The organism is Paraburkholderia lycopersici (assembly GCF_900096975.1).
Lineage (GTDB): Bacteria > Pseudomonadota > Gammaproteobacteria > Burkholderiales > Burkholderiaceae > Paraburkholderia > Paraburkholderia lycopersici.
In genome coordinates this window covers 10,540-37,534 of record NZ_FMYQ01000002.1, presented here as the reverse complement: position 1 = coordinate 37,534, position 26,995 = coordinate 10,540, and the positions used below count along the sequence as shown (strand labels likewise).

Genomic DNA, 26,995 nt, shown 5'->3' with positions numbered 1-26,995 from the left:
TCTCTTACTCAGTGCCCGAAACGATTTTCGAGATTTTCCAGTTGCTTCTATTGACGAGCACGTAGTCGCCGTTGACGCCTAGCCATTGCTGGCCGCGCTTGGGGGCGTCGAGGTTATGAGACTTCCAGTCGTTCATGATGAAATTGTAGTGCCGGTATTTCGAAGGCACCTGCTGGCCCTCGTGCCAGTCGCGATGCGGCATGGTTGGCATGACCTGCTGGCGACCTGTCCCCTGGCTTTGATCCCCGCCGGATGTGCCTTGCGCGAGCGCGGAAGAAGAGAAACCGACGAGAAGCGCAGCGATGACAGAAAGGACGAGTTGGCTTTTCATGATCCGATCTCCTTGAGGCAAGAAGGTGATTGACGGCGCCATGATCGATGGCTTCTTCGGTTATGGAACATCCTGAAAGCCACGATAACCGACTGTGCAAACCTGCCCTCAAAGGGTAGGTGAAAGCAGAGAAATAGAATAATTTAGGGATGTTAACTGCCTATCCATAGTAGTAGAGGGAATTGCGACTTCAAGAAATTTAGGAGTGGAGGATTTTGTGTCGGTTTCGGGTAATTCCTGTGAATGCATTTGCTCGATATTGTTTGATAACACCTGGCGTCGCGTGCCAAGTTGCGGATGGAAGCGATCCGCTCGGCGGAGGTGCGCGTTGACGGTATCGTCGAGCGGTGTGGCGAGCGGATGGCAGCGCACGCAGCGCGCTGCGAATCGCGCCGGCGAGGACGCTGCCGCAAACGCGGTTCGTCAGCCTCTGGAGCAACTTGGCTTTGGGGGACGCCGGGCGCGTGACTCGCTTCCAGATAGGCCTGCGCCGCAGCTACGTCCACAGGGCGCGCGAACCAGTAACCCTGGGCCTCATTGCAGCCGTTCTCGATCAGGAATTCGAGTTGGCGCAGCGTCTCCACGCCTTCGGCGACCACGCGCATGCCTGGCGTTTGCCCGAGGGCCAGCACGGCTTTCACAATGACCTCGTCGGCGCGCGAATGGCCGATGCCGTTCACAAACGACATGTCGAGCTTCAGCCGGTCGGCCATGAAGCTGCGGATATACGCAAGGCTCGAATAGCCCGAGCCGAAGTCGTCGATGGCAATCGACAGGCCCATCTCGCGAAGGGCGCGCAGCGTGGCGAGCGAGCGGGGCGCCATGAGAACGCCTTCGGTGATCTCCAGTTCGATGTTGCGCGGACTGACGCCCGTGCGCGCAAGCGTAGCGGCCACCGTAGCGGTCAAATCCGAGCGCACGAACTGAACGGGCGACACGTTCACGGACACGACGATGTCCGGATACTGGCGTGCCCATGCGTGTGCCTGGCGGCACGCTTCCTCGAGCACGAACTCGCCGATTTGCACGATCGAGCCGTTTTCTTCGGCGAGCGGAACGAAGCGCGCCGGGCTGACCTGACCGCGTTCGGGGTCGCGCTAGCGAACGAGTGCCTCGAAGCCTGTCGTTTCACCCGTCGTCGGATTGACTCGCGGCTACCAGGCAACGGAAAACGCGCGCGACGACACCGCAACGCGCAGCGCCCGCGCGAGGCTCGCCCGCTCCAGATTCTGCGTGGCGATAGCAGGTTCGAAGACCTGCATGGTGCCGGGTCCGACCGACTTGGCGCGATACATGGCCGAGTCGGAATGCTTGAGAAGCGAATCAGGATAGCTGGAATGGTCGGGAAACACCGCGAGGCCGACGCAGGCATGCGGCACGATCACCTTGTTGCCGATGAGGAGCCCATGCGTGAGCGATTCCTTCATCTTTTCCGCGACGCCGACGAAACTCTCCACGTCGCCCCGGCCGTGCTGTACGGCGACAAATTCGTCGCCCGCATAGCGCGACACGATCTCGCCGTGCGCGATATTCGCAGAGAGGCGGCGTGCCGCTTCGCACAGCACTTCGTCGCCCGCCGTATGGCCGAGCGAGTCGTTGACTTCCTTGAAGTTGTCGAGATCGATGAATACCAGCGCGAGCTTTTGCTGTTCCGCGAGCGCGGTTCTGACCATTTCGTTCAGCCTCGCCTTGAGGCCGAGCCGGTTCGGAAGATGCGTAAGCGAGTCTTCGTTGGCCTGCATGCGCAATTGTTCCTGATAGCGAATGCGCTCGGAAACGTCGTTGAACACGGTGACGCAATGCGTCGGACGATTGCACTCGTCGAGAACCGGCGCGATATGCGGTTCGGCCCAATAGGACGATCCATCCGGTTTGTAGCACTTGAGCAGTTCTGAAACCTTCCTACCGGATTGAATTGCACTCCGAATGATATCGGCGTGGGGACCCGATGCTTCGCAATCGAGGATCTTCCAAAGCTCGGCACCGTTGGCTTCCGCCACCGTTCGCCCCGTGATGCGCTCGAACGCGCCGTTCGCATAAGTGACGACGTTCCCGCCATCGGCGTTTTTCGAAATGATCACGGCGTTGCGCGAAGCCTCCAGGGCCCGGCCGCGAATGCGCAAATGGTCCCTGGCCTGACGTCGAAGATGAGCATCGCCACCGGATGCCGCTCGATGGCTCGTGAACAGCGTGAAGAGGAACAGCAGCGCGCCGGCCGTCGCCGTACCGATGAGCGAGATCTTCTGGCGGGCGAGCTGGGCCTGGGCGCCGAACTGCATGATCCTGATCCGCTCGCGCTGCACGGTCCGCAGTTCGGTGAGATGCGACATGATGGAGCTGAGCGTTTCGTTCGCGCGCTGCAGAAGGCCGGGCTCGAGCTTCGCGCCGGCGTCGGCCAGCGCGATATTGCGCGCGGCGGCGTCGAGTTCCTCGGGCCACACGGCGCTGAGTTGCCGCAGCTCGCGGACCGCGCGCTCGTTGCGCGGCGTGCCGGTGAAGTCGTGCTCGAGCCGGTCGTAGATGCCGGCAACGGCCGCGGCCCGTTTGATTGGCCACGCGCGCGAGGCGTAACCTGCCGTGCCCACGCCTTTCAGGAAGTCGGTGTTGGCGGCGATATGCAGCGTGAGCAGCGCGTCGAGTTCCGAGGTGACGTTCAGTTCGTTACGGAGACGCGAATCTGCCGTGCCGCGGGAGAGGTTCGCGCTGAGGATCGCGCCTGCTGCGAGGCACAGTATCAGTGCAACCGCCAGGGCGATGCCCTGGCGTTGCCGGGCGCGCGACGGGGTCCGCACGCGATGGGTCCAGGTGTTTCAGCTACGTTCATTGCGGCGCAACGCTTTCGGGCACGTCGTCACTGGCGCAACGTCGCTCCGCATGAGTGGGCAGGTTACTTGTGAAGGCACTGGCGTCAGCGCGGGGGCGGGCAGATGGACCATGGCGTTCTGGGCGTGAGGACAGCGAAAGCAGGGACAGAACTGCAATCGACGCTACTGCCCGAATAACCGGTTTGATGTGCCTGTTTAATTGGTGTTTTTACCTGGAAGGTGCGCTAGCCTGCTGGAGATCGATATCGGAGAATACGACTGACGCGCCATTCGTCTTTGACAGCCGGATTCCAGCCGTCCACGAAATCGCGAAGTCGTCGAACTGTCACACGCTGATTGTCGCGATAGAAAGCATTGTCATTATCTGCGGCTGATAAGATTTTATCCTTCTGCTTCAGCCGCTCCACGAAGTCCAACCGATGACAAAAATCCAATCTTTTTGAAAACCGGATTCCGCTTCTCTCGACATTATTCGATCTTCGTTCGATATGCCCGCCGTAGATGAGATCATGGATATAACTGTTTCCGTATTTTGCTAACTCCATATCACAATGGTCGCGATGCTACCCCAACTATTGCGGCAAGGATTTGGGTGAAAAAATCAGAATATCGAAAATTCGGTACTTTGAGCGCTCCACCCAAACGTGGCAGTTACCAACGTTAAAGTGTGCTACCGCTATCCGGGCGCGGTTTGAGATACCAGATTACGGCTCCCGTAGACGCAAACTCCGGTCCGGGCATGATTTCGCCTGTGCTCATCCTGAACGTCCTGTTGTTCAGGTGCGGCGCGTACCATTCGCCACTTTCGGGACACACTTCGCCTGGACGTGCCTGACGCACGACCGGTGCGTTAAGGTTGGCGGACGGGGCCGGCGCGAAGTAGTCATCCTCCTCGACTGGAGTCTGACCGCTCGGGTAGCGCAAGTCCTTCCAGATCAACCGCCAGCGAACATCCTCCAGCGTATCGGTGCCTTCGATCTGATACTGGCTCGCGATGTCGCCCGCGAGATAGTAGTTGGGGCAACGAACACCGATCTTCGGATCAATCGCCCACGGTTCCCAGATGCCCGTCACGGGAATCTCGCGGCCGCTCCATACCTCGTCCATATTGTCTTCGTTACGCGGCGGGCAGGTAGGAAGATGCGTGGGAAAGCGGATGGGCGGAATCCGGTTGAAGGGCAGATCGTCAAAGAAAATGCTTTCGTAGGTCCAGCGCATTACAGAACGGGAGTCAGGTTCATCGTTTAAATACAGAACCGATTCCTTATTAATCGTTGTGAGCATCAACGATATTAGCGAACTAGCCAACGACGCTTTTCCAAATATACCAATTGATTGCGTCTTGTCTTCCCGATATCCAAGTTTGTAGAACAGGTCTGATGGATCAGCCGCGCCAAGCTCCTCATACTTTCGACCCCAGATGTAGCTGCTGAACTTGACGCCTTCGCGCAGCATGCCGAATGCTTCCGCGCGCCGCGCAGGGTTCGTCAATAACGGTTCGGCATACTCCATCGGTTGAAGGAAACGCATAAACTCCACAAGATCATCGCTATAGTCGATTTCGACTTCAGGCCGCTTGATTTCCCTCTCGAAGTCGCGCAGGAATTCGCGGTACAAGTCAATCGCGTGTCGTAACAGTGTGGCGCTCGTGTACTTCCTGAGCAGGTAGAACGCGCGGTCGCGCGCCGAATCGTCGTTTTTTCCCGCGACATAAATAAAGTCTGACATACCGGTATTCCTCACTTTTGCGCCTGAGCGCTGTCATGGCTGGGCAATGCGCGACCAGCAACCGCAGGCGCACGGTTCGTATAGCCCTGCGGGACGACCTTCGGCAGGATTTCATCCTTGTCCAGCGGGCGGACTGCCACCCGGTCAACCGGCAAAAAGTCACATCCTTCCAGTTGGTTGGCATCGCGATCAGCTTCTTGACGTAGTCCTCCAGCACCTTGTTATAGGGATGGCTGAAATCGATGATGTATTGGGTCTCGCCGCCTTCAAGCCATCGGCCCAGTTCTTTGTCGTACTGGCTCGATACCATCCCCTTCCAGATGCGCAACCCGTTCCAGTCTGCTGGAATATCCGCCACGCCCATTGCCATAAGCTCAGTGCGGGTCGGAATATGATCCAGGTGGATATACGCGCCGTTATGATTCCAATCCATCTTGACGGCCCACTTCTCGCGCCACTCGCGCCCGTTCTTCGCCATGCGCGGTAGCCAGTTAGGGGAACGCTTGGTACGCGTCGAGATCGTCCCTTTCAGCTTGTAGCGTGATTTCGTCGTGCGCCTCGTGTTATCCAGCACGCGCGCCAGGTTGTACTTGCCCGGCGCAAGCGTCACGGCCTCAATCGGTGCCTGGTCGCTGAACGATTTGATAACGGTATAGCTTTTTGCACCAGTATTCTCATCCTGTGCAATGTGGCTGCCTCTCCTTAAATCCGGCCACCCCTCGACATGGCTATAATCCGCGAGCTTCGCGGCTGGATGTGCCTCCTTTCCGGCGTCGCGAGCAGCCGCCACCATCTGCCCTTCGCCCTCACGCGTCGTCACCTTGCCGGACCCGACCGATATATCCGCCCAGGTGCCCTCAACCATATGTGCGCGCACGCGGGCAAGGCAGTCGTTCAGGTCGCGCAGCGCCTGCGGAACCATCCGGTTTGCCGCGTTACGGATCGGCTGGAGTTTCGCAGGCAAGCCCGACAGATACGTGACGACATGCGAAGGTAGCGCGTTCCCCATGTTGCGCACGATATACCGGCAGGCCCCCGAGAAGCGGTCCAGCGCTTCCGTCAGCCCGCCGACGACCTTTACTTCGTATTTTGTGAAATCCAGCTTGCGCAGCCATTCATAGGCGTTACCGTGGCACATGCGGTTCACGAACCGGACGACCTCTTCGGCCAGCTTCGCCAGGTCTTCAGACTTCTCAAGGGCGCGGATGACCAGCTTTCCGATACCCTTCAGGATTCCGCCAAAGATCGGGACAACGGCAATCGGGCAGAGTACCAGCTTGATCCATGCCCAACGGTCCTCCATCGCCTCCCGTTTGTCGGCCATATGCATGATGATCGCGACGGTATCGCGTGCCGCCGTACCTTCGCCCAGGACCGGAAACATGCTGATCGTTGCATCGAAGACAATCTGGCCAGTGGTCTGCTGCTGGCCGAATTCCCCCTTCAACGCGCCGCCGATCCAATCGGCCGCAGCGGCGGCATTGGCCCATATCCGTTTTCCCGTCTCGATTGCCCCAATGCGATTTTCTGCGGGGTTGCTCACCGTCATATCACTCATACGCCACCATTGTTCTGCTTGTTTGCGGATGCACTGAAATCGCTTTCTCCCCAGCGCGACTTGTAGTCGGGATTGGGGTCATTGGCCTTGACCTGCAATGGGCGCGAATCCGACCCGATCTTCATCCGGCCCGCACCGAGAGGTGCGTCGCTCAGATCGGCATGACCCGCGCTGTCAAGCGTGCCGCTGTAGCGTTTGCCATCGTCGTAATGAATGTCGAACTTCGCGCCCTGAACCGGTTCGCCGTCGTGATATAGATGCGACAGTGACGACCTGTCGGTGTAAGCCTTCGGCGGGAACGCAGGGGGCGTGGATTGCGGTCCGTCGGTCTTGTGGTCGTCAGCGTGGACGAGGAACAACCCGTTCGTAGCGCCAAGCAACCCGGCGACGCTCAGTTCCACGGTCGTTCCCGCACCATTCAGGCGTATGCCCTTCATGGCGGTCAGATTGATCCAGCCGTCCTCGCTCGCGATATGAACTCTTTCTTCGCGGTCACGTCGATGCCGTCTCCCTGGGCCTCGATACAGATTTTTCCTGACGCGGCGACGAGCATCATTCCCGCCTTGCGCACGAACAGCGAAATCCTTTCGAGCACTGCGGCGTGAAACGACTTGCCCACCGCAAAGCCAATGCTGCGCCCGGTCGTGATGGCGGTGTCCTCGTCGCTCTGGATATGCGTGCTGCCCGCCGTGGAAGTTCCGATACCCGCAGGACTGGAAAGCGCAATAAGCGGACTGGCAAACTCCGGGAAGTCATTGGGGGCGCTCTTTGCCGTGCCGCGAAGGTCGGCGGTCTGCTGCTTGATGGAGCGGGTTTGCACTGCTACACCGAAAGGACAAGCAAAGCTCGACCTGAATACATTCATCGTTCTTCGCGCGCCTTAAAAAAACAATCGGATAAGTTTTAAAGATCGGTATCGATCAACGCGCACTGGCTCCATTTACCAGTCTTTGACTTTCCCTGGGAAGGTTAGAAGGCGCCAGGTACTCGCGGCGAGACCTGTAACCTGGCGGGATGAAAAAAACGCAGGCCTTACCCAGCGGATGTATCGGATGAAGAGGGGCACGTCGCCACTCCATGCCTGACCTCGATGAACAAGGGCGCACCGCTCCAGGTTTCACGTTCGCGGGAACATGAATCTGCAGGGCGTTCATGCCCGTGCTTCAATAGACGATCTCGCCCAAAATGCGCAACCACTGCCTCTGTCACTCTTTCGAGGGAGCCATGAAGAAACTCGTTAACGATCCGTCGCGTGTCGTCCGCGAAATGCTCGAAGGGATCGCGCGGACTGCCCCGCATGTCGCCGTGCTCGGCGACGAAAACGTGCTGGTCCGCAAGGCGCTGGCGCATCCGCCGGCGCGTCCCGTCGCGGTGATTTCGGGCGGCGGCAGCGGTCACGAGCCCGCTCACGGCGGTTATGTCGGGCGCGGCATGCTCAGCGCCGCCGTGTGCGGCGAGGTCTTCACGTCGCCCTCTACCGACGCGGTGCTCGCCGCGATTCGCGCGACCGCGGGGCCGAACGGCGCGTTGCTCGTCGTGAAGAACTACACGGGCGACCGGCTCAACTTCGGTCTCGCAGCCGAACTGGCGAGAGCCGAAGGCATTCCCGTCGAAATCGTCGTCGTGGCTGACGACGTGTCGCTGCGCGCTCGCACGGAGCGCGGCCAGCGGCGCGGCATTGCGGGAACCGTGCTGGTGCACAAGATCGCGGGCGCCGCCGCCGCGCGCGGCGACGCGTTGGCGCAGGTCGCGGCGATCGCGCGCGATGCGGCCCGGAACCTCGGCACAATGGGCGTGGCGCTCGACGGTTGCACATTGCCCGGCGCGCAACAGGCCGGTTTTCGCCTCGCCGACGACGAGATCGAGCTAGGCATGGGCATACACGGCGAAAAGGGCGTCGAGCGCACGATTCCGATGGCCGCCGGCGATCTCGCGGAAACGCTGCTCGCCAATATCGCCGGGGAACTGAAGTTGAAAAGCGGCGAGCGCGTGGCCCTGCTCGTGAACGGGCTTGGCGCGACGCCCGCAATGGAACTGTCGATCGTCATGCGCGACGCATTCGAGGGCCTCTCGCGCCGGGGCGTCGTCGTGGAGCGCGCGTGGGCGGGCACGTTCCTCTCGGCGCTCAACATGCCGGGCTGCTCGATCTCCGTTCTGCGGCTCGACGATGCAAGGCTCGCGCTGCTCGACGCCGATACCGAAGCGTGCGCGTGGCCCGGTGTCGGGACGCTCAATCGCGAGATCCGCGTGGAGCCGGCGCACGTGTCCTCCGACTCGCGCGCGCAACCGGCGGCGGCGCGTGCGGACGCGGGCAACGGGCCGTGGGCGCGCCGGCTCGAGCCGGCGCTTCATGCCGTTGCGCACGCGCTCATCGAGAACGAGGCGCGCTTCACCGACCTCGATGCCCGCGCTGGCGACGGCGATCTCGGGGCCAGCATGAAGCGCGCGGCGCAGGCCTTGCTGACCCTGCCCGCGAGCGCGCTCGGCACGCCGGACGGCGCGCTTGCCGCAACCGGCGCCGCGTTGCGCCGCGCGATAGCGGGCAGCTCGGGGCCGTTCTACGCGACGGCGCTGCTGCGCGCCTCTCGCAGGCTGGCCGGGCGCGCCCAGCCCAACGCCCGCGATTGGGTGGACGCGATGCGCTGCGCAGCCGAGGCGATCGGCGAACTTGGCGGCGCGAAGCCGGGCGACCGCACGATGCTGGACGCGCTCGTGCCCGCCGTCGAGGCGCTGGAACACGGCCTGCAGTCGGCGCGCTCCGTTACCGAGGCATGGGCGGACGCGGTGCGCGCAGCGGAATCCGGCGCGCAGGATACGGCGCGCATGACGCCGCGGGCGGGGAGGGCAAGCTACCTGGGCGCGCGCGCCATCGGCACGCCCGATGGCGGGGCGGTCGTGGTGGCGTGCTGGCTCAAGGCGCTACAGCCGCATATCGCAGCGGACTGATGCGTTCGCGAGCCGAGGCGGTGCTTCAGCAATAGCCGGTGCGAAGCGCGGCTTCCCAGTCGGGCCGGCCGTTCGAGGCCGCTTGTTCGGCGGCGGCATGCCAGTCGTACTCGACGGTTCGGAATACCGCTTCCCAGCCGTCCGGCGTTCTCGTGATGCTCGCGTAACGGGCGTGCGGAGAGCCCGTTTCCATGCGATGAGCAAAGGGGTGGCTGTCCTCGTAAGCCGGCAGGCCGACGCTGCCCGGATTCACGATGAGGCGGCCGTCCGCGAGTTTCATCGACCGTTGCAAATGCGTATGGCCGCATAGGATCAACGTTGCTTCGACATCGGCGGCGCGGCGTCCGACTTCGCCATGCGTGGCCGTTCGGCATCCGTCTGCGGTGACCGTTTCGAGGAAATACGAGAGGTCGTCCTGCGGCGTGCCATGCACGAGGAGCACGTCGCTTTCGAGCCATAGCGTGGCGGGCAATTCGCGAACCCACGCCAGATGTGCGCGGCTTAGCGCCGCGCGGGCAAAGCGATCCGACGGCCCCATGCGCGACGGATCCGCCGCGAGCAACTGTCTTTCGTGATTGCCGCGAATCGTAGGCAATCCAAGCTGCATGAGCCGGTCGGCGGTTTGCGACGGATAAAGCGGGCCAGAGAGCATGTCGCCAAGGTTGACGACGACGTCCGCGCCTCGCTGCCCGATGTCGTCGAGCACCGCTTCGAGTGCGGGCAGGTTGCCGTGGATATCGGAAAGTGCCGCGATTTTCATGGTGCAGACGGTTGCGACCCGCGGAAGGGCTCAAGTGGCCGATTCTGGACGATCCGCTGCCTCGTGTCCACGGCTCGTTCGTTCGTGCTTCGCGGCGGTCTGCTCGCCGAGGCCGCCTTAGAGCTTCATGCGCTGCAGGACGCGATCGTTGAGCACGAAGCGATGATAGAGCGCCGCGGCGACGTGCAGGCAAATGAGCCCGAACAGCACCCACGCGAGCACGCTGTGCACGTCGCCCATGGCGTGCCCGAACGAGGAGCCCGCCGGCGAGAGCGCGGGTAACGGGAGAACGCCGAACAGCATGACGGCCCACGCGCGCGACGAGGCGTTGATCCATCCTAGCACCGGCACCGCAACGAGCAGGACGTACAGGCCGAAATGCGTGAGGCCTGCCGCGGTGCGCATCAGCGGAGACTGTTCGTCGGGCGGCGGACGATGAGTCGCGCGCCAGAGCAGACGGCAGGCCATGGCAGCGAGGAGCGCGGTGCCGACGCCCAGATGCCACGCGATTTCGCCGACGGGCCGCGTGTCGCGGTGCACGTCCGGCATGGTCCAGCCAATCACGAACTGCGTCGCGACGATGACGACGACCAGCCAGTGAAGCAGACGCGCCACGAAGTCGTAACGCGAGTTGGCGGCGTTTTGCATGAGGGCTCCCTGTGGAGGACTGCGCGGTTGAAACCGACGATTGTAGAAACACGAGACTTAACAGACCATTAAGCACGCGGGCCCTACCCGACCGAAGCGCTGCCGCTGCGCAGGCAGCGTCTCATGGTACGCCGGACGATTGTCGCACCGGCTCCGCAGAGTGCGCTCGATTCCGTGGCCGGCTTCGATCCGTTGCTACGCCCTCCGGCGCGGGCACGCTGCTGAATGGTACGACACTATTCTCAAGCCAGCCCCGATTTTGACGCCCACATGCATTGCATCATGACGTGGCATACGATGCGGGCGGCCGTACCGGTTTCTCCCGGCCCGGCAAGGGAACCGTCGCCGTAAACAAGGGCGGCTATTTTCGGCCGCGCCGGCCGGCAAACGGGCAGGCATGGCGGACGAGCACGCCAGCGCAAGACGCTGAACCTCGCCTCGCGCAACGCCCGCGACGGGGACGCGATGCCTGACCTCGGAAACCGCGGGAAAAGCCGGCTAGGCTCCTGACTTGCCGGCGCGCAGCGCCGCTTCGGGAAGCTGCCGCGTTTCGCGCACCGAACGCGGATGCCAGAGGCGTGCGCCGCCTTCGATGCCCCTGGCGTTGGGCACGGTCGCCACGTTCGGCGGCAGCTCGAACGTGAGATGCGAGGCGTTGCCGCCGCCGATCCACAGCTTGTCGTAGTGCACGAGCGATTCGAGTATGCCGACGACCTTCGCGACGCGCGCGTTCCAACGCTTGTTGCCGGCCTTGCGGCGCGCGGCGTCGCCGATGTACTCGTCGTAAGCGTGCTTCTTGCTGACGGGATGATGCGCGAGCTCCAGATGCGGCATCAGCTCGCCGTCGCGGAACATGGCCGTGCCCACGCCCGTGCCGAGCGTCATGACGAATTCGAGGCCGCGGCCTTCGATGGCGGCGAGCCCTTGCATTTCGGCGTCGTTGATCATGCGCACCGAGGGGATGCCGAGGCGCTTGCCGATCATTTCGGCGAGCGGCACGTCGATCCAGTCTTGCGGCCCGAGGTGCGGCGCCGTCAGCACACGATCGTTGCGCACGAAACCAGGGAAGCCGATCGACACATGCGCCGGCGGATACTGCTTGATAAGCGGCTCGACGAGCGCGTGAAGCGTATCGACGAGCAGGGCGGGCGGACAGGGATGCGGCGTGGCCACGCGCACGCGCTCCGTGCGCATCGCGCCGTCCATGTCGATGATCGCGGCTTTCAGGCCGCTCCCGCCGATGTCGATGGCGAGAATGCTTTCGACGACCGGTGCGGTGGGTGTCAGATTCGTCACTTTCTGTTTTGGGGCCATACGTTCTCCATTGCTGTCTGGTTCACGGCTTCTTTGGTGCAGCTTGCGCGAGCGCGCGCCATGCGCCGCCGTCGCGCGCGAGCAGCGCGTCGGCCTGGGCGGGACCTTCGGTGCCCGCGGTGTATTCATGCACGGGAAGCGCGGCGCCGAGTGCCCGATGCAATACGCCATCCACCGCCGCCCACGCCGCCTCCACGCCGTCGGCGCGCTGAAAGAGCGTTTGATCTCCGAGCATGCAATCGTACAGCAGCGTTTCGTAGCCGACATTGGCTTGCTCCGCGAAGAAATCGTCGTAGTCGAACGACGAGCGCACCGCGCCGATCTGCACGACGGCCCCCGGCGTCTTGACGTTGAAATCGAAGCTCATGCCGTGAGAGGGATCGATGCGCAGCGTCAGGATATTGGGCGTGAGCGATACGACAGGCGTATCGCGGAACAGGAGAAACGGCACACTCTTTAGTTGTACGGATATTTCCGTGCTCCGCGCGGTGAGCCGCTTGCCGGTCCGCAAATAGAACGGCACGCCCGCCCAGCGCCAGTTGTCGATCTGTACGCGCGCGGCGGCGTAGGTTTCGGTGCGGCTGTCTTTCGCGACGTCCGGTTCGTCGCGGTAAGCCACGCCCCCGGGGCCGTTCGCATATTGTCCGAAGACCACGTCATCGGGCGTGAGCGGCTTGAGCGCCGCGAAGATTTCGGCTTTCTTGTCGCGCACGGCTTCGGCGTCGAACGAGTTGGGCGGCTCCATGGCGACCATGCCGAGCAGCTGGAAAAGATGGTTCGGCACCATGTCGCGAAACGCGCCGGTCTGCTCGTAGAGCTTGCCGCGGCCTTCCACGCCGATCACTTCCGAAGCCGTGATCTGCACGCTGTCGATATATTCGCGCCGCCAGACCGGCTCGAACATCGCGTTGGCGAAGCGCAGCGCGAGAATGCTTTGCACCGTGTCCTTGCCGAGAAAATGGTCGATGCGATAGATTTGCGACTCCTTCACGAACGTCCGCAGATGCCGGTTCAGATCGCGCGCCGAAGCGAGATCGGCGCCGAAGGGTTTTTCGATCACGAGGCGGCGGAACATGCCATCGCCTTCGCTAAGCAAGCCGGCCTTGCCGAGACGTTCGACGATGGGCTCGAAAAAGCGCGCGCCCACCGCGAGATAGAACACGACGCCGCCGCGCGCCTCGCCGCCGAGTTGCTGCGCGAGGCGCCGATACGTGCCGTCGTCCTCGAATTCGCCCGCCATGTAGGAGAGACGCTGCGCGACCCAGTTCCACGCGCTGTCGTCGAGCTTGCCCGCGTGAAAGGTGCTGGCCTTGTCGGCGGCGAACTTTTGCAGCGCGTCGTGCAGGTCGTCGCACCACGCCTTCGTTTCGCGCTCCCCATGATTGACCCCGATGATCTGCATGCCGTCGTCGAGCAGGCGGTCGACGGCGAGGTTGTACAGCGCGGGCACCAGGAGGCGTTTTGTCAGATCGCCGCCCGCGCCGAAGATCACGAGCGTACAGGGCGGCGCGGGATGTCTGCCGGCCGGCGAGGCGGCGCCATGCGGATGCGACGGCACTTTCGCGCTCTGCGTCGTGCGGGAGGCATCGTGGGGAGGCTGGTTTGTCGACATGATTTCGCTTCATTTGACCGAAATAAAGCGAGCAGCAATTGCAATACCTTGAATGACCGCGTGGTCGCGCAGCGAAGTTCAATGCGCCGGTGAAGGCGTTCTGTAAAGTCGCGCGACGGGCCGCGTTGGCGGCGCGCGAGGTGTAGAGTCGTCGTTCGACTGCAGGAATCCCTGGCGAGGAAAAGTGATGAGTGAATCGCACGACAACAAGCCGAACAAGCCGGAGGCGAGCGCAACCGGCTTTGCCAAAGGCCTCACGAATTACGGCGACCGCGAATTCAGCGTCTATTTGCGCCGCACCTTCGCAAGCTCGATGGGCTATAGCCGCGAAATGCTGGATCGCCCCATCGTCGGCATTGCGCATTCGGCGAGCGGCTTCAACAACTGTCACCGCCACTTTCCGGAAATGATCGAGGCGGTCAAGCGCGGCGTGCTGGCGGCGGGCGGCCTGCCCATCGAATTTCCGACCATCTCGCTCGGCGAGACCTTTCTCACGCCCACGAGCCTGAAGTTCCGCAACCTGATGTCGATGGACGTCGAGGAAATGACGCGCGCGCAGCCCATGGATGCGGTCGTGCTGCTGGGCGGCTGCGACAAGACGGTGCCCGCGCAGCTCATGGGCGCGGCCTCCGCGGACATTCCGGCCGTGCAGCTCGTGGCGGGGCCGATGTCCACGAGCCGGCATCGCGGCGAGCGCCTCGGCGCCTGCACGGATTGCCGCCGCTTCTGGGCCCGCTTCCGCGCCGCGCAGATCGACGCCGACGAAATCGACGCCGTCGAGCGGCGCCTCGCCTCGACAGCGGGCACCTGCGCGGTGATGGGTACGGCGAGCACGATGGCGATCATCGCCGAGACGCTCGGCATGATGCCCGCGAACAGCGCGGCGTGCCCGGCCGTCGACGCCGACCGTCTGCGCATTGCCGAAGAGACGGGCCGCGTGGCGTTCGGCCTGATCGCGAACCCGATCCGTCCGGGCGAGATCATCACGCACCAGTCCGTCGAGAACGCCCTGCGCGTGCTGCTGGCGATTGGCGGCTCGACCAATGCCGTGATCCACCTCACGGCGATCGCGGGGCGTCTGGGCATCAAGGTCGATCTGCGCCGCCTGAACGAACTGAGCGAGACCACGCCGGTGCTCGTGGACCTGAAGCCGACCGGTGCCCACTACATGGAGGATCTTTACGTAGCGGGCGGCGTGCCCGCGATCTTGCGCGAACTCAAGTCGCTGCTCCATCTGGATTGCCGCACGGTCACGGGCGAAACGCTCGGCGAGCGGCTCGACGCGGTGAGCTGGGTGGACCGCGAAGTGGTGCGGCCCGCGGCGCAGCCCGTGCGCGAAACAGGGGGGCTCGTCGCGCTGTTCGGCAATCTCGCGCCGCGCGGGGCGATCTTGAAGCGCTCGGCGGCCGAACCGGCGCTGTTCGAAAAAGAAGGGCGCGCGGTGGTATTCGGCTCGCTGGAGGATCTGGCGAACCGCATCGACAGCGATGCGCTCGACGTAACCGCCGACGACTTCCTCGTGCTGCAGAATGCGGGCCCCGCGAGCGAAGCCGCGATGCCCGAAGCGGGCTACCTGCCGATTCCGCGCAAGCTCGCGCGCGCGGGCGTGAAGGACATGGTGCGCCTCTCGGACGCGCGCATGAGCGGCACCGCATACGGCACGATCGTGCTGCACATCACGCCCGACGCGGCCTCGGGCGGCCCGCTCGCTCTCGTGAAGAACGGCGACCGCATTCGCCTGAGCGTGTCGCAGCGCGCGCTCGAACTGCTCGTGCCCGAGGAGGAACTCGAGCGGCGCCGCCAGGCGCAGCCGCCGCGCGCGCAATGGCGGCATAAGCGTGGCTACGCGAGTCTTTACGAACGCGAAATCCTGCAGGCCGACGAGGGGTGCGATTTCCGGTTCTTGACGTAACACCGCTGGTTCTCGCGCGTGCGCGCGGCGATCTCGGGTGAGCGCGTAGCGTTGCGCGTCGGCGTGCCGGAAGGCGAGCCCGTTGCCCTTGCGCGCGAGATCGGGCGCGATATGCCCGGCCCATGCCTGTGCGGCGCGCACCACGACTGCCGCGCGCGCCGCGTATCCGCGCCTCACAGCAGCTTGTCGAGCGTGATCGGCAGATCGCGCACGCGCTTGCCCGTGGCGTTGAAAACCGCGTTCGCGATCGCGGCGGCCACGCCTACCACGCCGATTTCCCCTACGCCTTTCGCGCCGAGCGGATTCACCACGTCGTCGTGCTCGTCCACGAACAGCACGTCGATTTCGCCGACGTCGCGATTGACGGGCATATGGTACTCGGCGAGGTTGTGATTCATGATGCGCCCGAGCGTATGGTCGAACTGCGCGTGCTCCTGCAGCGCCATGCCGATACCCCAGACCACGCCGCCCGCGATCTGGTTCGCGGCCGTCTTCGGATTGACGATGCGGCCAGCGGCGATCGCGCTCACCACGCGCGCGACCCGTACCACGCCTAGCGTTTCGTCGACGCGCACTTCGGCGAACACAGCCGAATGCGTCGCCATCGAAAAGCGCTTCTGGATTGCTTCGGGCTTGAGCGTGACCTGTTCTTCCAGCGTTTTCATGCCCGCGTCGGCGAGCAGGTCGGCCATGCGCACGCGCGCGCGCTCACGGCCCGTCGCGCCGTGCACGCGCACTTCGCCGTCCTCGATCACGAGCGCTGCGTCGAGCATGGCGGGGTCGAGATTGGCGAACGCAACGCCGCCATGCGCGGGCAGCAGTTGAGCGAGCCGCGAGCGCAACTGCGCGCAGGCGGCCGAAGCGGCACTGCCGACCGACGACACGGTCCACGATCCGCCTTCGATCGGCGCGGGCGGCAGCGACGTGTCGCCGAGCGTAAACGCGACGTTGTCGATGCCCATGTGCAGCGCATCGGCGGCGATCTGCGAAATCGCGGTGTAGGTGCCCGTGCCGATATCGGCCGTGGCGCTGGAGAGTTCGAGGCGGCCTTGCGCGTTGAGCACGGCGCGCACGCTGGCCTCGGTCTGCATGGCGTCCCACATGCCGGTCGCCATGCCGTAGCCCACCAGCTCGTGGCCGTCGCGCATCGCGCGCGGCGTCGCGATGCGCGCGCCCCAGCCGAAGCGCTCCGCGCCTTGCGCGTAGCAGTCGAGCAGCGCCTTGCTCGAATACGGCAAGTGCTTGCTCGGGTCCTCGTCGGCGTAATTGCGGATGCGCAGTTCGAGCGGGTCCATTTCCAGGGCAACCGCGAGTTCGTCCATAGCGCATTCGAGCGCATAGAGGCCTTGCGTGGCGCCCGGCGCGCGCATGTCGAGCGGCGTGTAGACGTCGAGCCGCCCGAGCTTGTAGCCGAGCTGCACGTTCGGCGCGCGATAGAGCTGCCCCGCCCAGTTGACGACGACGTCGGTGAAGTCCTCGAACTGCGAGGTCTCGCCCACGGCTTCGTGAACGATCGCTGCGAGCCGGCCGTCGCTGCGCGCACCGAGCGCGACGTGCTGGATCGAGGCCGGCCGGTGGCCGAACGTAAACATCTGCGCGCGCGTGAGCGCGACGCGCACGGGGCGGCGCAGCGTGCGCGCGGCCATCATTGCGAGCGGCAGATGATATTGCGGACGCAGGCCGGAGCCGAAGGCGCCGCCCACGAACGGCGAAATCACGCGCACGCGATCCTGCTGCAGGCCGAATACCTTCATCAGGTACTGCTGGGTGTTGCTCACGCCCTGAGTCTTTTCGTAGACCGTGAAGCGCCCGTCGGCGGAGGGCACGACGGTGCAGCCATGCATTTCCATCGGCTGATGGAACTCCATGGGCGTGCTGTAGAACGCGTCGGTACGCGCATGGGCGGAGGCGAGCGCCCGGTAGGCGTGGCCGCGCGGCTCGGGCGGCGGCTCGAAGCCGCCCTTCCCGGTGGAAGGGATGACGGCGTCCGTCAACACGCTGGCGAGTTCGGTCCGATGCGGCTCGCGGCGATAACGCACGCGCACGAGCGAGGCCGCATAGTGCGCGAGCTCGCGCGTTTGCGCCACGACGAGCGCAACGGGTTGGCCCGCCCAGCGGACGCGCGTGCCGGCGAGCGGGCGAAACGGCGTACCGCCCGGTGCGATCTGATCCTTCCAGGCCGCGTCGTCTTCTGCGAGCGCGGGGCGGTTCTCGTGCGTGAGAACGTGCAGCACGCCGGGCAACGCTTGCGCGGCGGACGCGTCGATCGAGACGATTTCGCCGCGTGCGATCGTCGCGTTCACGACCGCGCCGTGTACGAGTCCGGGGGCGCCGAATTCGGCGGCGTAGCGCGCGGCGCCGGTGACCTTGCTTCGACCGTCCACGCGCGAGACCGGCGCGCCGATGTGAGCGCCCGCGCGCATGCCGCTACGAGGTTCATAAACGGTGCTCATGCCGATTCCTCCCCGTTGGACGCAAGCGCGACTTCGAACGCGCGCACGATGGCGCGCCGCGCGAGATCGACCTTGAATGCGTTGCCTGGGCGCGGGTCCGCCTGGGCGACCACGGCGTCGGCGTAGCGCGCTATCGCGCGCGTATCGTCGGCGGCGCGGCCGATCAGAAGCGCTTGCGCTTCGCCGTTGCGCCAGGGCTTGTGAGCCACGCCGCCCAGCGCGCAACCGAGCGCGCGCATCACGCCGTCCTCGACGCGCACGCCCAGCGCCACCGAAACCAGCGCGAACGCATACGACTGGCGATCGCGCAGCTTCAAGTACGTGCTGTGCCGCGCATAACCTTCGCGCGGCAACTCGATGGCGGTGATGAGTTCCTCGTCGGCGAGCGTCGTCTCGCGGTGCGGCGTGCGGCCGGGCAGCCGGTGCAGGCTGTCGAACGGCAGCGTGCGCGTGCCGCGCCGGCCGGCTACGTGCAGCGTCGCATCAAGCGCTTCGAGCGCGACGCACATATCGGACGGGTGCGTGGCGATGCAATGCTCGCTTGCGCCGAAGATCGCATGCATGCGGTTCACGCCGTCGAGCGCGGCGCAGCCGCTGCCCGGTGCGCGCTTGTTGCAGCATGTCGCGGGGTCGTAGAAGTACAGACAGCGCGTGCGCTGAAGCAGATTGCCGCCGACGGTCGCCGCGTTGCGGATCTGCGCGGACGCACCCGCCAGCAGCGCCTGCGCGAGAAGCGGGTAGCGTGCGCTCACGCGCGCGTCCCATGCCAGCGCGCTATTGGTCACGAGCGACCCGATGCGCAGGCCGCCGTCTTGCGTCTGCTCGATATCGCGCAGCGGCAGCCGCGTGATGTCGATGATCGCGGCGGGGCGCATGACGTTCTCGCGCATCAGATCGACGAGATTCGTGCCGCCGGCGAGAAACACGGCCCCGGGCGTCGCAGCGTGCAGGCGCACCGCGTCCGCGACGCTCTTCGCGCGTTCATACGAGAAGCGGTTCATGGTTCGTCTCCTTCGCTCGCGGCGAGACGCTGTGCGCGGCGCACCGCCTCCACGGCGTTCGTGATGTTGACGTAGGCTCCGCAGCGGCACAGATTGCCGCTCATCTGCTCTCGCACTTCGTCGCGGCAGTGGGCGTGCCCTTCGGCGAGCAGCCCCACGGCCGAGCAGATCTGGCCTGGGGTGCAATAGCCGCATTGAAACGCATCGTGATCGACGAACGCCTGCTGCACCGGGTGCAATGCGCCATCCTGCGCGAGCCCTTCCACGGTGGTGACGTCGGCGCCGTCGTGCGCCGCGGCCAGCGCGAGGCACGCGTTGATGCGCACGCCGTTCACGAGCACGGTGCACGCGCCGCACTGGCCGTGATCGCAACCCTTCTTCGTGCCGGTGAGCTGAAGCTGCTCGCGCAGCAGATCGAGCAGGCTGGTCCACGGTTCGACGCGCAGCGCGTGTCGCGCACCGTTGATCGTGAGCTCGATCGGCACGGCGTCGGGCGGACTTGCGGCCCCGTTCTGGCGATGCGCTTCGTTTTGGCTGTCCTGTGCGTCGTGCGCGCGCGGCGCGCGGGTGCGGGTGGCTGTATGCATGGCGGCCTCGTTGGGGTTCGATCAGGGGTTAGAGAGGTTCGCCGACGCTGTGCGCAATACGCTTGCCCGCTCACGGGGCCTTCCTGGTCGCCCCCTCGATTGCCGGTTCGCGGGCGCATCAGAGCGGGTGTTCGCCGTGTTCGCGCAGTTCGGGCTCGAAAAACACCCAGCGCGCCGCCGGAAATGCCTTCTGCAGATCGTGCTCGATGTGGTCGATGGTGCGCACGAGCGCCACGGCGTCGCGGCGCTCGACGAGTTCGGCCTGCACGGCGACGAGCAGGCTGTCCGACCAGCGCAGCACTACGAGGCTCACGACGCGGCCGATCTCGGGGCGCGCGTCGAGCCATGCGTGCATTGCGCGGCGTACGCTCGCGCGCGCGGCCTCGCCGACGATCAGCGACTTGATCTCGCGAAGCGAGAACACGGCCGTCGCCATCATCACGCCGCCCACGCCTATGCTGCCGAGCGCGTCGAAGCCCGGCCGGCCGGTGAGCGCGGCGAGGCCGGTGCCGGCGATCGAGACGAGCAGGCTCACGAGCGCCGCGGCGTCCTCGCCGACCGAGAGCATGTTTTCCAGTTCGCCGGTTTCGCGGAACCAGCGCCACAAGCCGCCCGCACGGCGTTTTCTGTCGATCGAGCGGATCGACGCGCGCAACGCGCTGCCCTCGGCTAGCGCGGATACGACCAGCACGCCGAAAGCGACCTGCAGGTGATCCACGCCGCTGTGATGCCAGAGACGCCACGCGCCGATCGCCATGGAAACGAGGCCGCCCACGATGAAGAACTGCAGCGCGACGAGCATGGCGTAGAAATGCGTCTCGCGGCTGAAGCCCAGCGGATGCTGCTCGTCGGGCGGCCCGAGGGCCGCGCGCCGCCCCACGATGAGCAGCACCTGGTTCAGGCAGTCGGCGCTCGAGTGAGCCGCTTCGGCGAGCGTGGCGCCCGAATTGGTGTAGGCAGCGGCGGCGAATTTGCAGAGCGCCACCACGACGTTCGAGGCGAGCGCGTAGTAGACGGCGCGCGCAACCGGGGCGGGCGCTGCGCCGCGCCGCATCAGAACCTCAGAACGTCGCGCGCGGCACCGGTCGACATGGGCTCGCGCATGCGCTCGCTCAGGAGCGCCATTTCGCGTTCATGGCCGCAGGCCAGCGCCGCCTGGAGGCGCCCGAGCCGGGAATAGAGGATGCTGAAGCGGGCGTCGCCGGGGCGGCCCGAGATCAGCAGGTCGTCCCAGTGCCCGGCGTGGCCCAGGTAGTCGACGCGCTTGTCGTAGTGCTGGGTCCAGAAGAACGGCACGCCCTCGTAGCGCGCGTTGCCGCCCAGCATGTTGAGCGCGGCGACGCGCGCCTGTTGCTGGGCAACGCGCCAATGCTCGATGCGGATGCGTTGCGGCGTGTGCATCGTGCCGGGCAGCGGAGCGCCGCCCGACGGAGCGCCGCGCGGTACGAAGCACGCGATGTCGCCCGCCGCATAGACATCGCGTGTTACACGCATCGTGGCGTCGACGTTGACGCCGCCATCGTCGTCGAGTTCGATGCCGCTCAGGAACCGCGTAGCGGGACGCACGCCGATGCCGGCAATCACCGCTTTCGCGCGCAGCGAGCCGCCGTCGTCGAGTTCGAGCATTTCCACGTCGTGCGCGCCCGTCAAGCGCACCGCCTTCGCGCGCCGGAACACTACGCCATTCGCTTCGTGCCAGTCGCGGAACATCGCGCCCACGCGCGCGCCGAGGGGGCGTTGCAGCGGCAGGCCGCCCGGCGCGACGATCGTGACCTCGACGCCGCGTTTGCGCAACGCCGAGGCCGTTTCGAGCCCGATGAAGCTGTCGCCGAGAATCACCGCGTGCTCGCCGGGCGAGAGCGCATTGAGGATGGCTCCGGCGTCGCTCACGTTGCGCAGCGTGTAAATGTGGCCCAGTTGCGCGCCCGGTATGTCGGGACGCTTCGCCACCGATCCGCTCGCGATGAGCACCGCGTCGAACACGAGTTCGCGACCCTCCGCGAGCGTGACGCATTTACTTTGGACATCGAATCGTCTTACCTCGCTGTGGTCGATCCGCAGTCGCGCATCGCGGGTCACGCAGTCGGGCAGGATGGGCGGGACTTCGTCGGGGGCCATCTCGCCCGCGGGCACGAACTTGCTCAGGCACGTGCGGTCGTAGGGCGCTTGCGACTCTGCGGCGAACATCGTCACCTCGCCCCGGAAGCCGCTTTCCAGCAGCGTGGCGACGGCTGCCGCTCCCGCCGCTCCGCCGCCGATGACGGCGAGGCGGCCTCCCGCCGCGTTGCGCGACAGCGGTGCGTGAGCCGTCGCCGCGTGCGTGGGGGCCAGTTCGACATACGCGGCACCGGCTTCCACGCGCACGGGGTACGACGTCAGTCCTTCCAGTGCGGGCGGCTCCAGCCACTGGCCTGTCTCGATCGAATAGGCCGCCTTGTGCCATGGGCACACGATGCGCCCTTCGCAGAGCGCGCCTTGCTCGAGCGGCGCGCCCGCATGCGGGCAATCGGCCCCGAATGCGCGAATCTTGTCGCCGGCGTTGACGAGCAGCACCGCCTTCCCCTCGAGCGAGACGCGCCGCATGCCCGGCGCGGGCAACGCCGCCAGGTCCAGTGCCTTGATCCATCGCGCCATCGTGCGCTCCACTCGCTCGTTCCTCTTACTGGCGCGCTCGCGCAAACGGCGTGCCGCATCTCACGCGCCCGAACGCCGCAGCGGCGGCACATCGCTTGCTCTCCCAGCAGGCCAGCCCACCGATTTTTCACAGGAGCCATCCATGCCGCACCGCAATCGCCCCAACGGCAAGCCACAGCCCACTGACGCGAAATCGCAGAGCCTCGACCGGTTCCGCGCGCATGCGGACGGCGAGGCGCTGCGCACCAACCAGGGCGTGAAGATCGCCGACAACCAGAACACCCTGCGGGCGGGCGCACGCGGCCCGTCGCTGCTCGAAGACTTCATCATGCGTGAAAAGATCACGCACTTCGACCATGAGCGCATCCCGGAGCGCATCGTTCACGCGCGCGGCTCGGCCGCGCATGGCGTGTTCCGGGTGTACGAGTCGCAGGCCGAACTCACGCGCGCCGCCTTTTTGCAGGACCCCGCAAAGGAAACGCCGGTATACGTGCGCTTTTCGACGGTGCAGGGCCCGCGCGGCTCGTCGGACACCGTGCGCGACGTGCGCGGCTTCGCCACGAAGTTCTACACGGAGGAGGGCAATTTCGATCTGGTCGGCAATAACATGCCCGTCTTCTTCATTCAGGATGCGATCAAATTCCCCGACTTCGTACATGCGGTCAAGCCCGAGGCGCCCGACGAAATGCCCACCGGCGGCACTGCCCACGATACGTTCTGGGATTTCGTTTCGCTCGTGCCGGAAAGCGCGCATATGGTTATCTGGGCCATGTCGGATCGCGCCATACCGCGCAGCCTGCGGACCATGGAAGGCTTCGGTGTCCATACGTTCCGTTTCGTCAACGCCGAGGGGAGGGCGCGCTTCGTCAAATGGCACTGGCGGCCCGTGCTGGGCTCGTATTCGCTGCTCTGGGACGAGGCCCAGAAAATCGCGGGAAAGGACCCCGATTTTCATCGGCGCGATTTGTGGGAGGCGATCGAGCGCGGCGACTACCCCGAGTTCGAGCTTGGTGTGCAGATAGTCGAGGAGAGCGACGAGCACGCGTTCGATTTCGATCTGCTCGATCCGACCAAGCTCATTGCGGAGGAGGTCGTGCCGGTGAAGATCATCGGCAAGATGACGCTCAATCGCAATCCGGACAACTTCTTCGCGGAAACGGAACAGGTGGCGTTCCACCCGGGCCATATCGTGCCGGGCATCGATTTCACGAACGACCCCTTGCTGCAAGGGCGTTTGTTCTCCTATACGGATACGCAGATCAGCCGGCTCGGCGGCCCGAATTTCCACGAGATACCGATCAACCGGCCTGTGTGTCCGTTCCACAACAACCAGCGCGACGCCATGCACCGGCAGACCATCCATGTCGGACAGGCTTCTTATGAGCCGAATTCGGTGAGCGACGGTTGGCCGAAGGAAACGCTGCCGGCGGACGGCGGCTTCGAAAGTTACCAGGAGCGCATGGACGGCGTGAAAATCCGCACGCGCAGCGAATCGTTCAAGGATCACTTCTCGCAGGCCACGATGTTCTACAACAGCATGTCCGGGCCCGAGAAAGCGCACATCAAGGCGGCTTACACCTTCGAACTGGGCAAGGTCACGAAGCCGGAAATTCGCGAGCGTCAGGTCAACGACATTCTCGCGAACATCGACGCCGATCTCGCCGCAAGCGTGGCGCAAGCGCTCGGTTTGCCGAAACCCAAAGCGGGCAGCAAGCCAGGCAAGCCTAAGACTCCGGCCTCGCCCGCGCTGAGTCTTCTCAATCGCGTGCAGCCGGGCATCAAGACGCGCAAGATCGCGTTGCTCACCGCGCCCGGCGCCGACCCCGCCATGCTCAGGCAACTGCGCGACGCATTCGCGCTGGAGGGGGCGACGGCGCTCGTCATCGCGCCGACGCTCGCGCCCATCGGCGACGTCGCGCCCGATGCAACCATCACTGGCATGCCCTCGGTCATGTTCGACGCGGTGTTCGTGCCCGGCGGCCAGCCGGCCACGGAAGCGCTCGCGCAGTCCGGCGACGCGCGCCATTTCGTGCTCGAAGCGTTCAAGCACCTGAAGGCGATCGGCGCGGTCGATACGGGCCGGCTCGTGCTGGCCGCCGCGCAATTGCCCGATCCGGCCGATGGCGTGGCGAGCGGCGACGCCGCCGACCTCAAGCGTGTGCTGAAGGCATTCATCGAGACGGCGGGGCAGCATCGCGTGTGGTCGCGCGACGCGCAGGCGGTGCCGGCGTGAGCGCGGGCACGAAACCGGAGGCGGAGGGCGCGGCGGGCGGGCGAGACGACGCGCAATCGCAGTTCGCCAGCTACGCGCAGCCGATGGTGAGCGAGGCGCTGGCGCGGGCCGCATCGCTCGACCCCGATCCGGAGAACCTGCACAAGCTTCGCGTCGCGTTGCGGCGCTTGCGAACGCTGCTGTGGGCGTGGCGGCCGTTGCTCGGGTGCGCATTCGTCGAGCCGCGGCGGGCCCTTCTCAAGCGCGCCGCCGCGGCGGCCGGCGAGGCGCGCGATTGGGACATCGCGATCGCGCTGCTCGAGCGCGCCGACGCCGAAAGCGGTTCGGCGTTCGCTGACGAGCGCCTCGCCGCCGCACGGCACGCGGCTCGCGAGCGAGTCCGCCAGACCCTTTCGGCGATCGACCTCAAGCATGCGCTGCGCGACATGCTGCATGACGCGAACCGCGAGCTCAACACGTCGGCGCATCGCTCGCCGATCAGGCGCCTCGCGCGCGAGCGCGTAAAGGCGGCGCGGCGCACGTTGGGCAAGCGCATGCGTCGTGCGCAGGAGGCGAAACGCAGCGATTACGCCCCGTGGCACGAGGTGCGCAAAGGCGCGAAACGCTTGCGCTATCTGCTGGAATTCTTCGAGCCGACGCTACCGCGCCGCGAGTCTCGTGGCGTGAAGTCCCTCAAAAAGCTTCAAGATCGATTCGGTAAGCTAAACGATGCCGTCGCGAGCGAGCAGTTGCTCGCGCAGCACCGCGAGGTCTTCGCCGATGCCGCCAACGCCGACGCCGCGCTCGCGGCGCTCAAGCGCGAGCGCAAGCACCGGTTCCGCGCGGCGTCGAAGCTTCTCGGCTAGGGCGCTGAGGAGGACGTTCCGGACGTTCCCGAAGCGAGCGGGCCGCCGTCCTCCCAGCCGCCGCCCAGCGCCTTGTACAGCGAAACGAGATCGGTGCAGACCTGCAGTTCGCCTTGCTGGGCGTTTTGCTCGGCGCTGCTCAACTGCCGCTGCGCATCGAGCAGGTCGATGAACGACACGATACCCTTGCGATAGCTCGCGCGCGCGAGATCGTAGGCGCGCCGTTGCGCGGCGACGCTCTCGTTGAGCGAGAGGAGACGTACCTGGTCGGTGCGATAGACGTCGAGCGCATTGTTCACGTCGCGCAGCGCGCCCAGCACGGTCTTGCGATAGTCGAGCGCCGCTTCGACCTGCTGGAGCTTCGAGAGGCGCAGGTTCGCCACGAGCGCGCCGCCTTGAAACACCGGCATCGAAACGCTCGGCCCCCACGACCAGAATAGGCTCGCCCAGTGCGCGAGATCGTGCGGCGAGCTCGCGCGCGTGCCGATCTGCCCGGTGAGCGAAATATCGGGGTAGAACTGCGCGACGGCCACGCCCACGTTGGCCGTCGCGGCGTGGAGCGTGGCCTCGGCGCGGCGAATGTCGGGGCGGCGGCGCGCGAGCGCGGCGGGCAGGCCCACCGGCACCGTGGGCGGCGTGGCGGGCAGCGCGCCCGGCGGCGTGAGGGCGGCGTCGAGTGCGCCCGGCGCTTCGCCTGCCAGTACCGCGAGCGCGTTGAGCGACTGCGCGATCTGCTGATCGTATTGCGGCAGCAAAGCCTCGGTTTGTGCGCGCTCGGCCTGCGAGCGCTCTACGTCGAGTTCGCTTTGGAGGCCATGTTTTGCCGCGCTGCGCGCGAGTTCGACGGTTTCGCGCTGTTGGGCAATGAGGTCTTCGGCCGTCGCGTGCAGCATCTGTGCGCCGCGCAGTTGCAGATAGGTCTCCGCCACTTCGGCTTCGAGCGAGACCTGGGCGTCGTGCTGCGATTCGAGCGCGGCATCGGCTTGCGCATTCGCCGCCTCGACGGAGCGGCGCACGCGCCCGAAGAGGTCGAGTTCCCATGACGCGTCGAATCCCGATTGCCACAGGTTCACTGGCGCGGTGATCTGGTCGAGCACGCCCTGCACGCCGCGTTCGACTGTTGCGCCCGAACCCGGCGCGATCCTGTCGACGGGCGAGTCCGGTGCGCCAAGCGCATCGACTTTGTCGTACACGCCAGACGATTCGAGGAAGCCCTTGGCACCCAGTTGCTCGCGCTTGTAGCTCGCGCTCGCGCGCACGTTCGGCAGACCTTGCGCGACGGCTTGCCGGATTTGCTCGCGCGCCTGTGCGATTCGCACCACCGCGATCTGCAGGTCGGGGTTGCCGTTCAGCGCGCGCCCGATCAGCGCGTCGAGCGTTGGATCGCCGAAGCTGCGCCACCAGCGCGGGTCGGGGTCGGACTCGACCGTGGGCGTCGAGGCCGGCGCCGGCTGCTGCGCTTGCCGAGGCTCCGCGCCCGCGCTTCTTTGCATGGCGTTCCAGTCGCCGGGCGCGTTCGCTCGCGGCGGTTTGAAATCGGGGCCCACGGTGCAGGCGCACAGCGAGGCGGCGAGCATGGCGGCGAGCGTGAAGTCGAGCGCGCGCATT

At 65.4% G+C, this 26,995-nt stretch carries 18 protein-coding genes and 2 pseudogenes; 4 read left to right on the top strand and 16 right to left on the bottom strand.

The features are described 5' to 3' along the window. Positions 1–4: 4 nt before the first annotated feature. The 6 genes and pseudogenes from BLU17_RS03070 to BLU17_RS33590 form a co-directional block, all read right to left on the bottom strand. Positions 5–331, bottom strand: a complete 327-nt coding sequence (locus BLU17_RS03070) for an RcnB family protein (RefSeq protein WP_091994277.1) — start codon at positions 329–331, stop codon at positions 5–7. 152 nt (positions 332–483) lie between these two features. Continuing rightward, positions 484–1,413 (bottom strand): annotated as a pseudogene (locus tag BLU17_RS03065) (EAL domain-containing protein); the annotation flags it as partial. Positions 1,414–1,485: 72 nt separating this feature from the next. After that, positions 1,486–3,123, bottom strand: coding sequence for a GGDEF domain-containing protein (locus BLU17_RS03060; protein ID WP_091994273.1), 1,638 nt, complete (start codon positions 3,121–3,123; stop codon positions 1,486–1,488). A gap of 693 nt (positions 3,124–3,816) precedes the next feature. Further along, entirely contained in the window at positions 3,817–4,884 is a 1,068-nt protein-coding gene (locus BLU17_RS03055) for an Imm71 family immunity protein (protein WP_091994270.1), read from the bottom strand. Next, positions 4,775–6,442 (bottom strand): hypothetical protein, encoded by a 1,668-nt coding sequence (locus tag BLU17_RS03050; protein ID WP_143189166.1) that lies wholly within the window; start codon positions 6,440–6,442, stop codon positions 4,775–4,777. Before BLU17_RS03050 ends, BLU17_RS03055 begins: the two co-directional genes overlap by 110 nt. Continuing rightward, a pseudogene (locus tag BLU17_RS33590) lies at positions 6,439–7,307 on the bottom strand (DUF2345 domain-containing protein). The gene BLU17_RS03050 and the pseudogene BLU17_RS33590 overlap by 4 nt, the downstream one beginning before the upstream one ends. 359 nt (positions 7,308–7,666) lie before the next feature. On the opposite strand from BLU17_RS33590, the gene BLU17_RS03035 reads away from it, so the two are divergent. After that, positions 7,667–9,388, top strand: coding sequence for a dihydroxyacetone kinase family protein (locus BLU17_RS03035; RefSeq protein WP_091994260.1), 1,722 nt, complete (start codon positions 7,667–7,669; stop codon positions 9,386–9,388). A gap of 25 nt (positions 9,389–9,413) precedes the next feature. Here BLU17_RS03035 and BLU17_RS03030 read toward each other — a convergent pair whose 3' ends face one another. The 4 genes from BLU17_RS03030 to zwf all read right to left on the bottom strand — a co-directional run bounded on the left by BLU17_RS03030 (position 9,414) and on the right by zwf (position 13,722). Beyond that, positions 9,414–10,148 carry a metallophosphoesterase family protein gene (locus BLU17_RS03030; protein WP_091994258.1) on the bottom strand — a complete coding sequence of 245 codons (735 nt, stop codon included), beginning with the start codon at positions 10,146–10,148 and terminating at the stop codon, positions 9,414–9,416. A 117-nt stretch (positions 10,149–10,265) separates the two neighbouring features. Next, the gene (locus BLU17_RS03025) at positions 10,266–10,796 is read right to left on the bottom strand and encodes a cytochrome b (protein ID WP_091994256.1); all 531 of its coding nucleotides are present in this window, start codon (positions 10,794–10,796) and stop codon (positions 10,266–10,268) included. A 498-nt stretch (positions 10,797–11,294) separates the two neighbouring features. Next, entirely contained in the window at positions 11,295–12,110 is an 816-nt protein-coding gene (locus tag BLU17_RS03020) for an ROK family protein (protein ID WP_091994254.1), read from the bottom strand. A gap of 22 nt (positions 12,111–12,132) precedes the next feature. After that, positions 12,133–13,722, bottom strand: a complete 1,590-nt coding sequence (gene zwf / locus BLU17_RS03015; RefSeq protein ID WP_091994252.1) for a glucose-6-phosphate dehydrogenase — start codon at positions 13,720–13,722, stop codon at positions 12,133–12,135. A gap of 187 nt (positions 13,723–13,909) precedes the next feature. Here zwf and BLU17_RS03010 point away from each other — a divergent pair, with 187 nt between their 5' ends. After that, positions 13,910–15,634: a dihydroxy-acid dehydratase gene (locus BLU17_RS03010; protein ID WP_091994250.1), complete on the top strand. Its 1,725-nt coding sequence runs from the start codon at positions 13,910–13,912 to the stop codon at positions 15,632–15,634. 173 nt (positions 15,635–15,807) lie between these two features. On the opposite strand, the gene BLU17_RS03005 is transcribed toward BLU17_RS03010, so the two are convergent. The 5 genes from BLU17_RS03005 to BLU17_RS02985 form a co-directional block, all read right to left on the bottom strand. Continuing rightward, the gene (locus BLU17_RS03005; protein WP_245746708.1) at positions 15,808–18,087 is read right to left on the bottom strand and encodes a xanthine dehydrogenase family protein molybdopterin-binding subunit; all 2,280 of its coding nucleotides are present in this window, start codon (positions 18,085–18,087) and stop codon (positions 15,808–15,810) included. Then, positions 18,084–19,088 carry an FAD binding domain-containing protein gene (locus tag BLU17_RS03000; RefSeq protein WP_091994246.1) on the bottom strand — a complete coding sequence of 335 codons (1,005 nt, stop codon included), beginning with the start codon at positions 19,086–19,088 and terminating at the stop codon, positions 18,084–18,086. Before BLU17_RS03000 ends, BLU17_RS03005 begins: the two co-directional genes overlap by 4 nt. Continuing rightward, positions 19,085–19,675: a (2Fe-2S)-binding protein gene (locus BLU17_RS02995; protein ID WP_091994244.1), complete on the bottom strand. Its 591-nt coding sequence runs from the start codon at positions 19,673–19,675 to the stop codon at positions 19,085–19,087. The genes BLU17_RS03000 and BLU17_RS02995 overlap by 4 nt, the downstream gene beginning before the upstream one ends. Before the next feature lie 118 nt (positions 19,676–19,793). After that, positions 19,794–20,729: a cation diffusion facilitator family transporter gene (locus BLU17_RS02990; protein WP_091994242.1), complete on the bottom strand. Its 936-nt coding sequence runs from the start codon at positions 20,727–20,729 to the stop codon at positions 19,794–19,796. Then, positions 20,729–22,309, bottom strand: coding sequence for an FAD-dependent oxidoreductase (locus BLU17_RS02985; protein ID WP_091994241.1), 1,581 nt, complete (start codon positions 22,307–22,309; stop codon positions 20,729–20,731). The genes BLU17_RS02990 and BLU17_RS02985 overlap by 1 nt, the downstream gene beginning before the upstream one ends. A 142-nt stretch (positions 22,310–22,451) precedes the next feature. Between BLU17_RS02985 and katE the strand changes: the two genes are divergently transcribed. Together katE and BLU17_RS02975 are read left to right on the top strand one after the other, a co-directional pair. Continuing rightward, positions 22,452–24,542, top strand: a complete 2,091-nt coding sequence (gene katE, locus BLU17_RS02980; RefSeq protein WP_091994240.1) for a catalase HPII — start codon at positions 22,452–22,454, stop codon at positions 24,540–24,542. Beyond that, positions 24,539–25,387 carry a CHAD domain-containing protein gene (locus BLU17_RS02975; protein ID WP_245746707.1) on the top strand — a complete coding sequence of 283 codons (849 nt, stop codon included), beginning with the start codon at positions 24,539–24,541 and terminating at the stop codon, positions 25,385–25,387. The genes katE and BLU17_RS02975 overlap by 4 nt, the downstream gene beginning before the upstream one ends. On the opposite strand, the gene BLU17_RS02970 is transcribed toward BLU17_RS02975, so the two are convergent. Then, positions 25,384–26,994: an efflux transporter outer membrane subunit gene (locus BLU17_RS02970; RefSeq protein WP_091994239.1), complete on the bottom strand. Its 1,611-nt coding sequence runs from the start codon at positions 26,992–26,994 to the stop codon at positions 25,384–25,386. The two genes, BLU17_RS02975 and BLU17_RS02970, sit on opposite strands and share 4 nt — an antisense overlap. Between the last annotated feature and the right edge of the window lies 1 nt (position 26,995).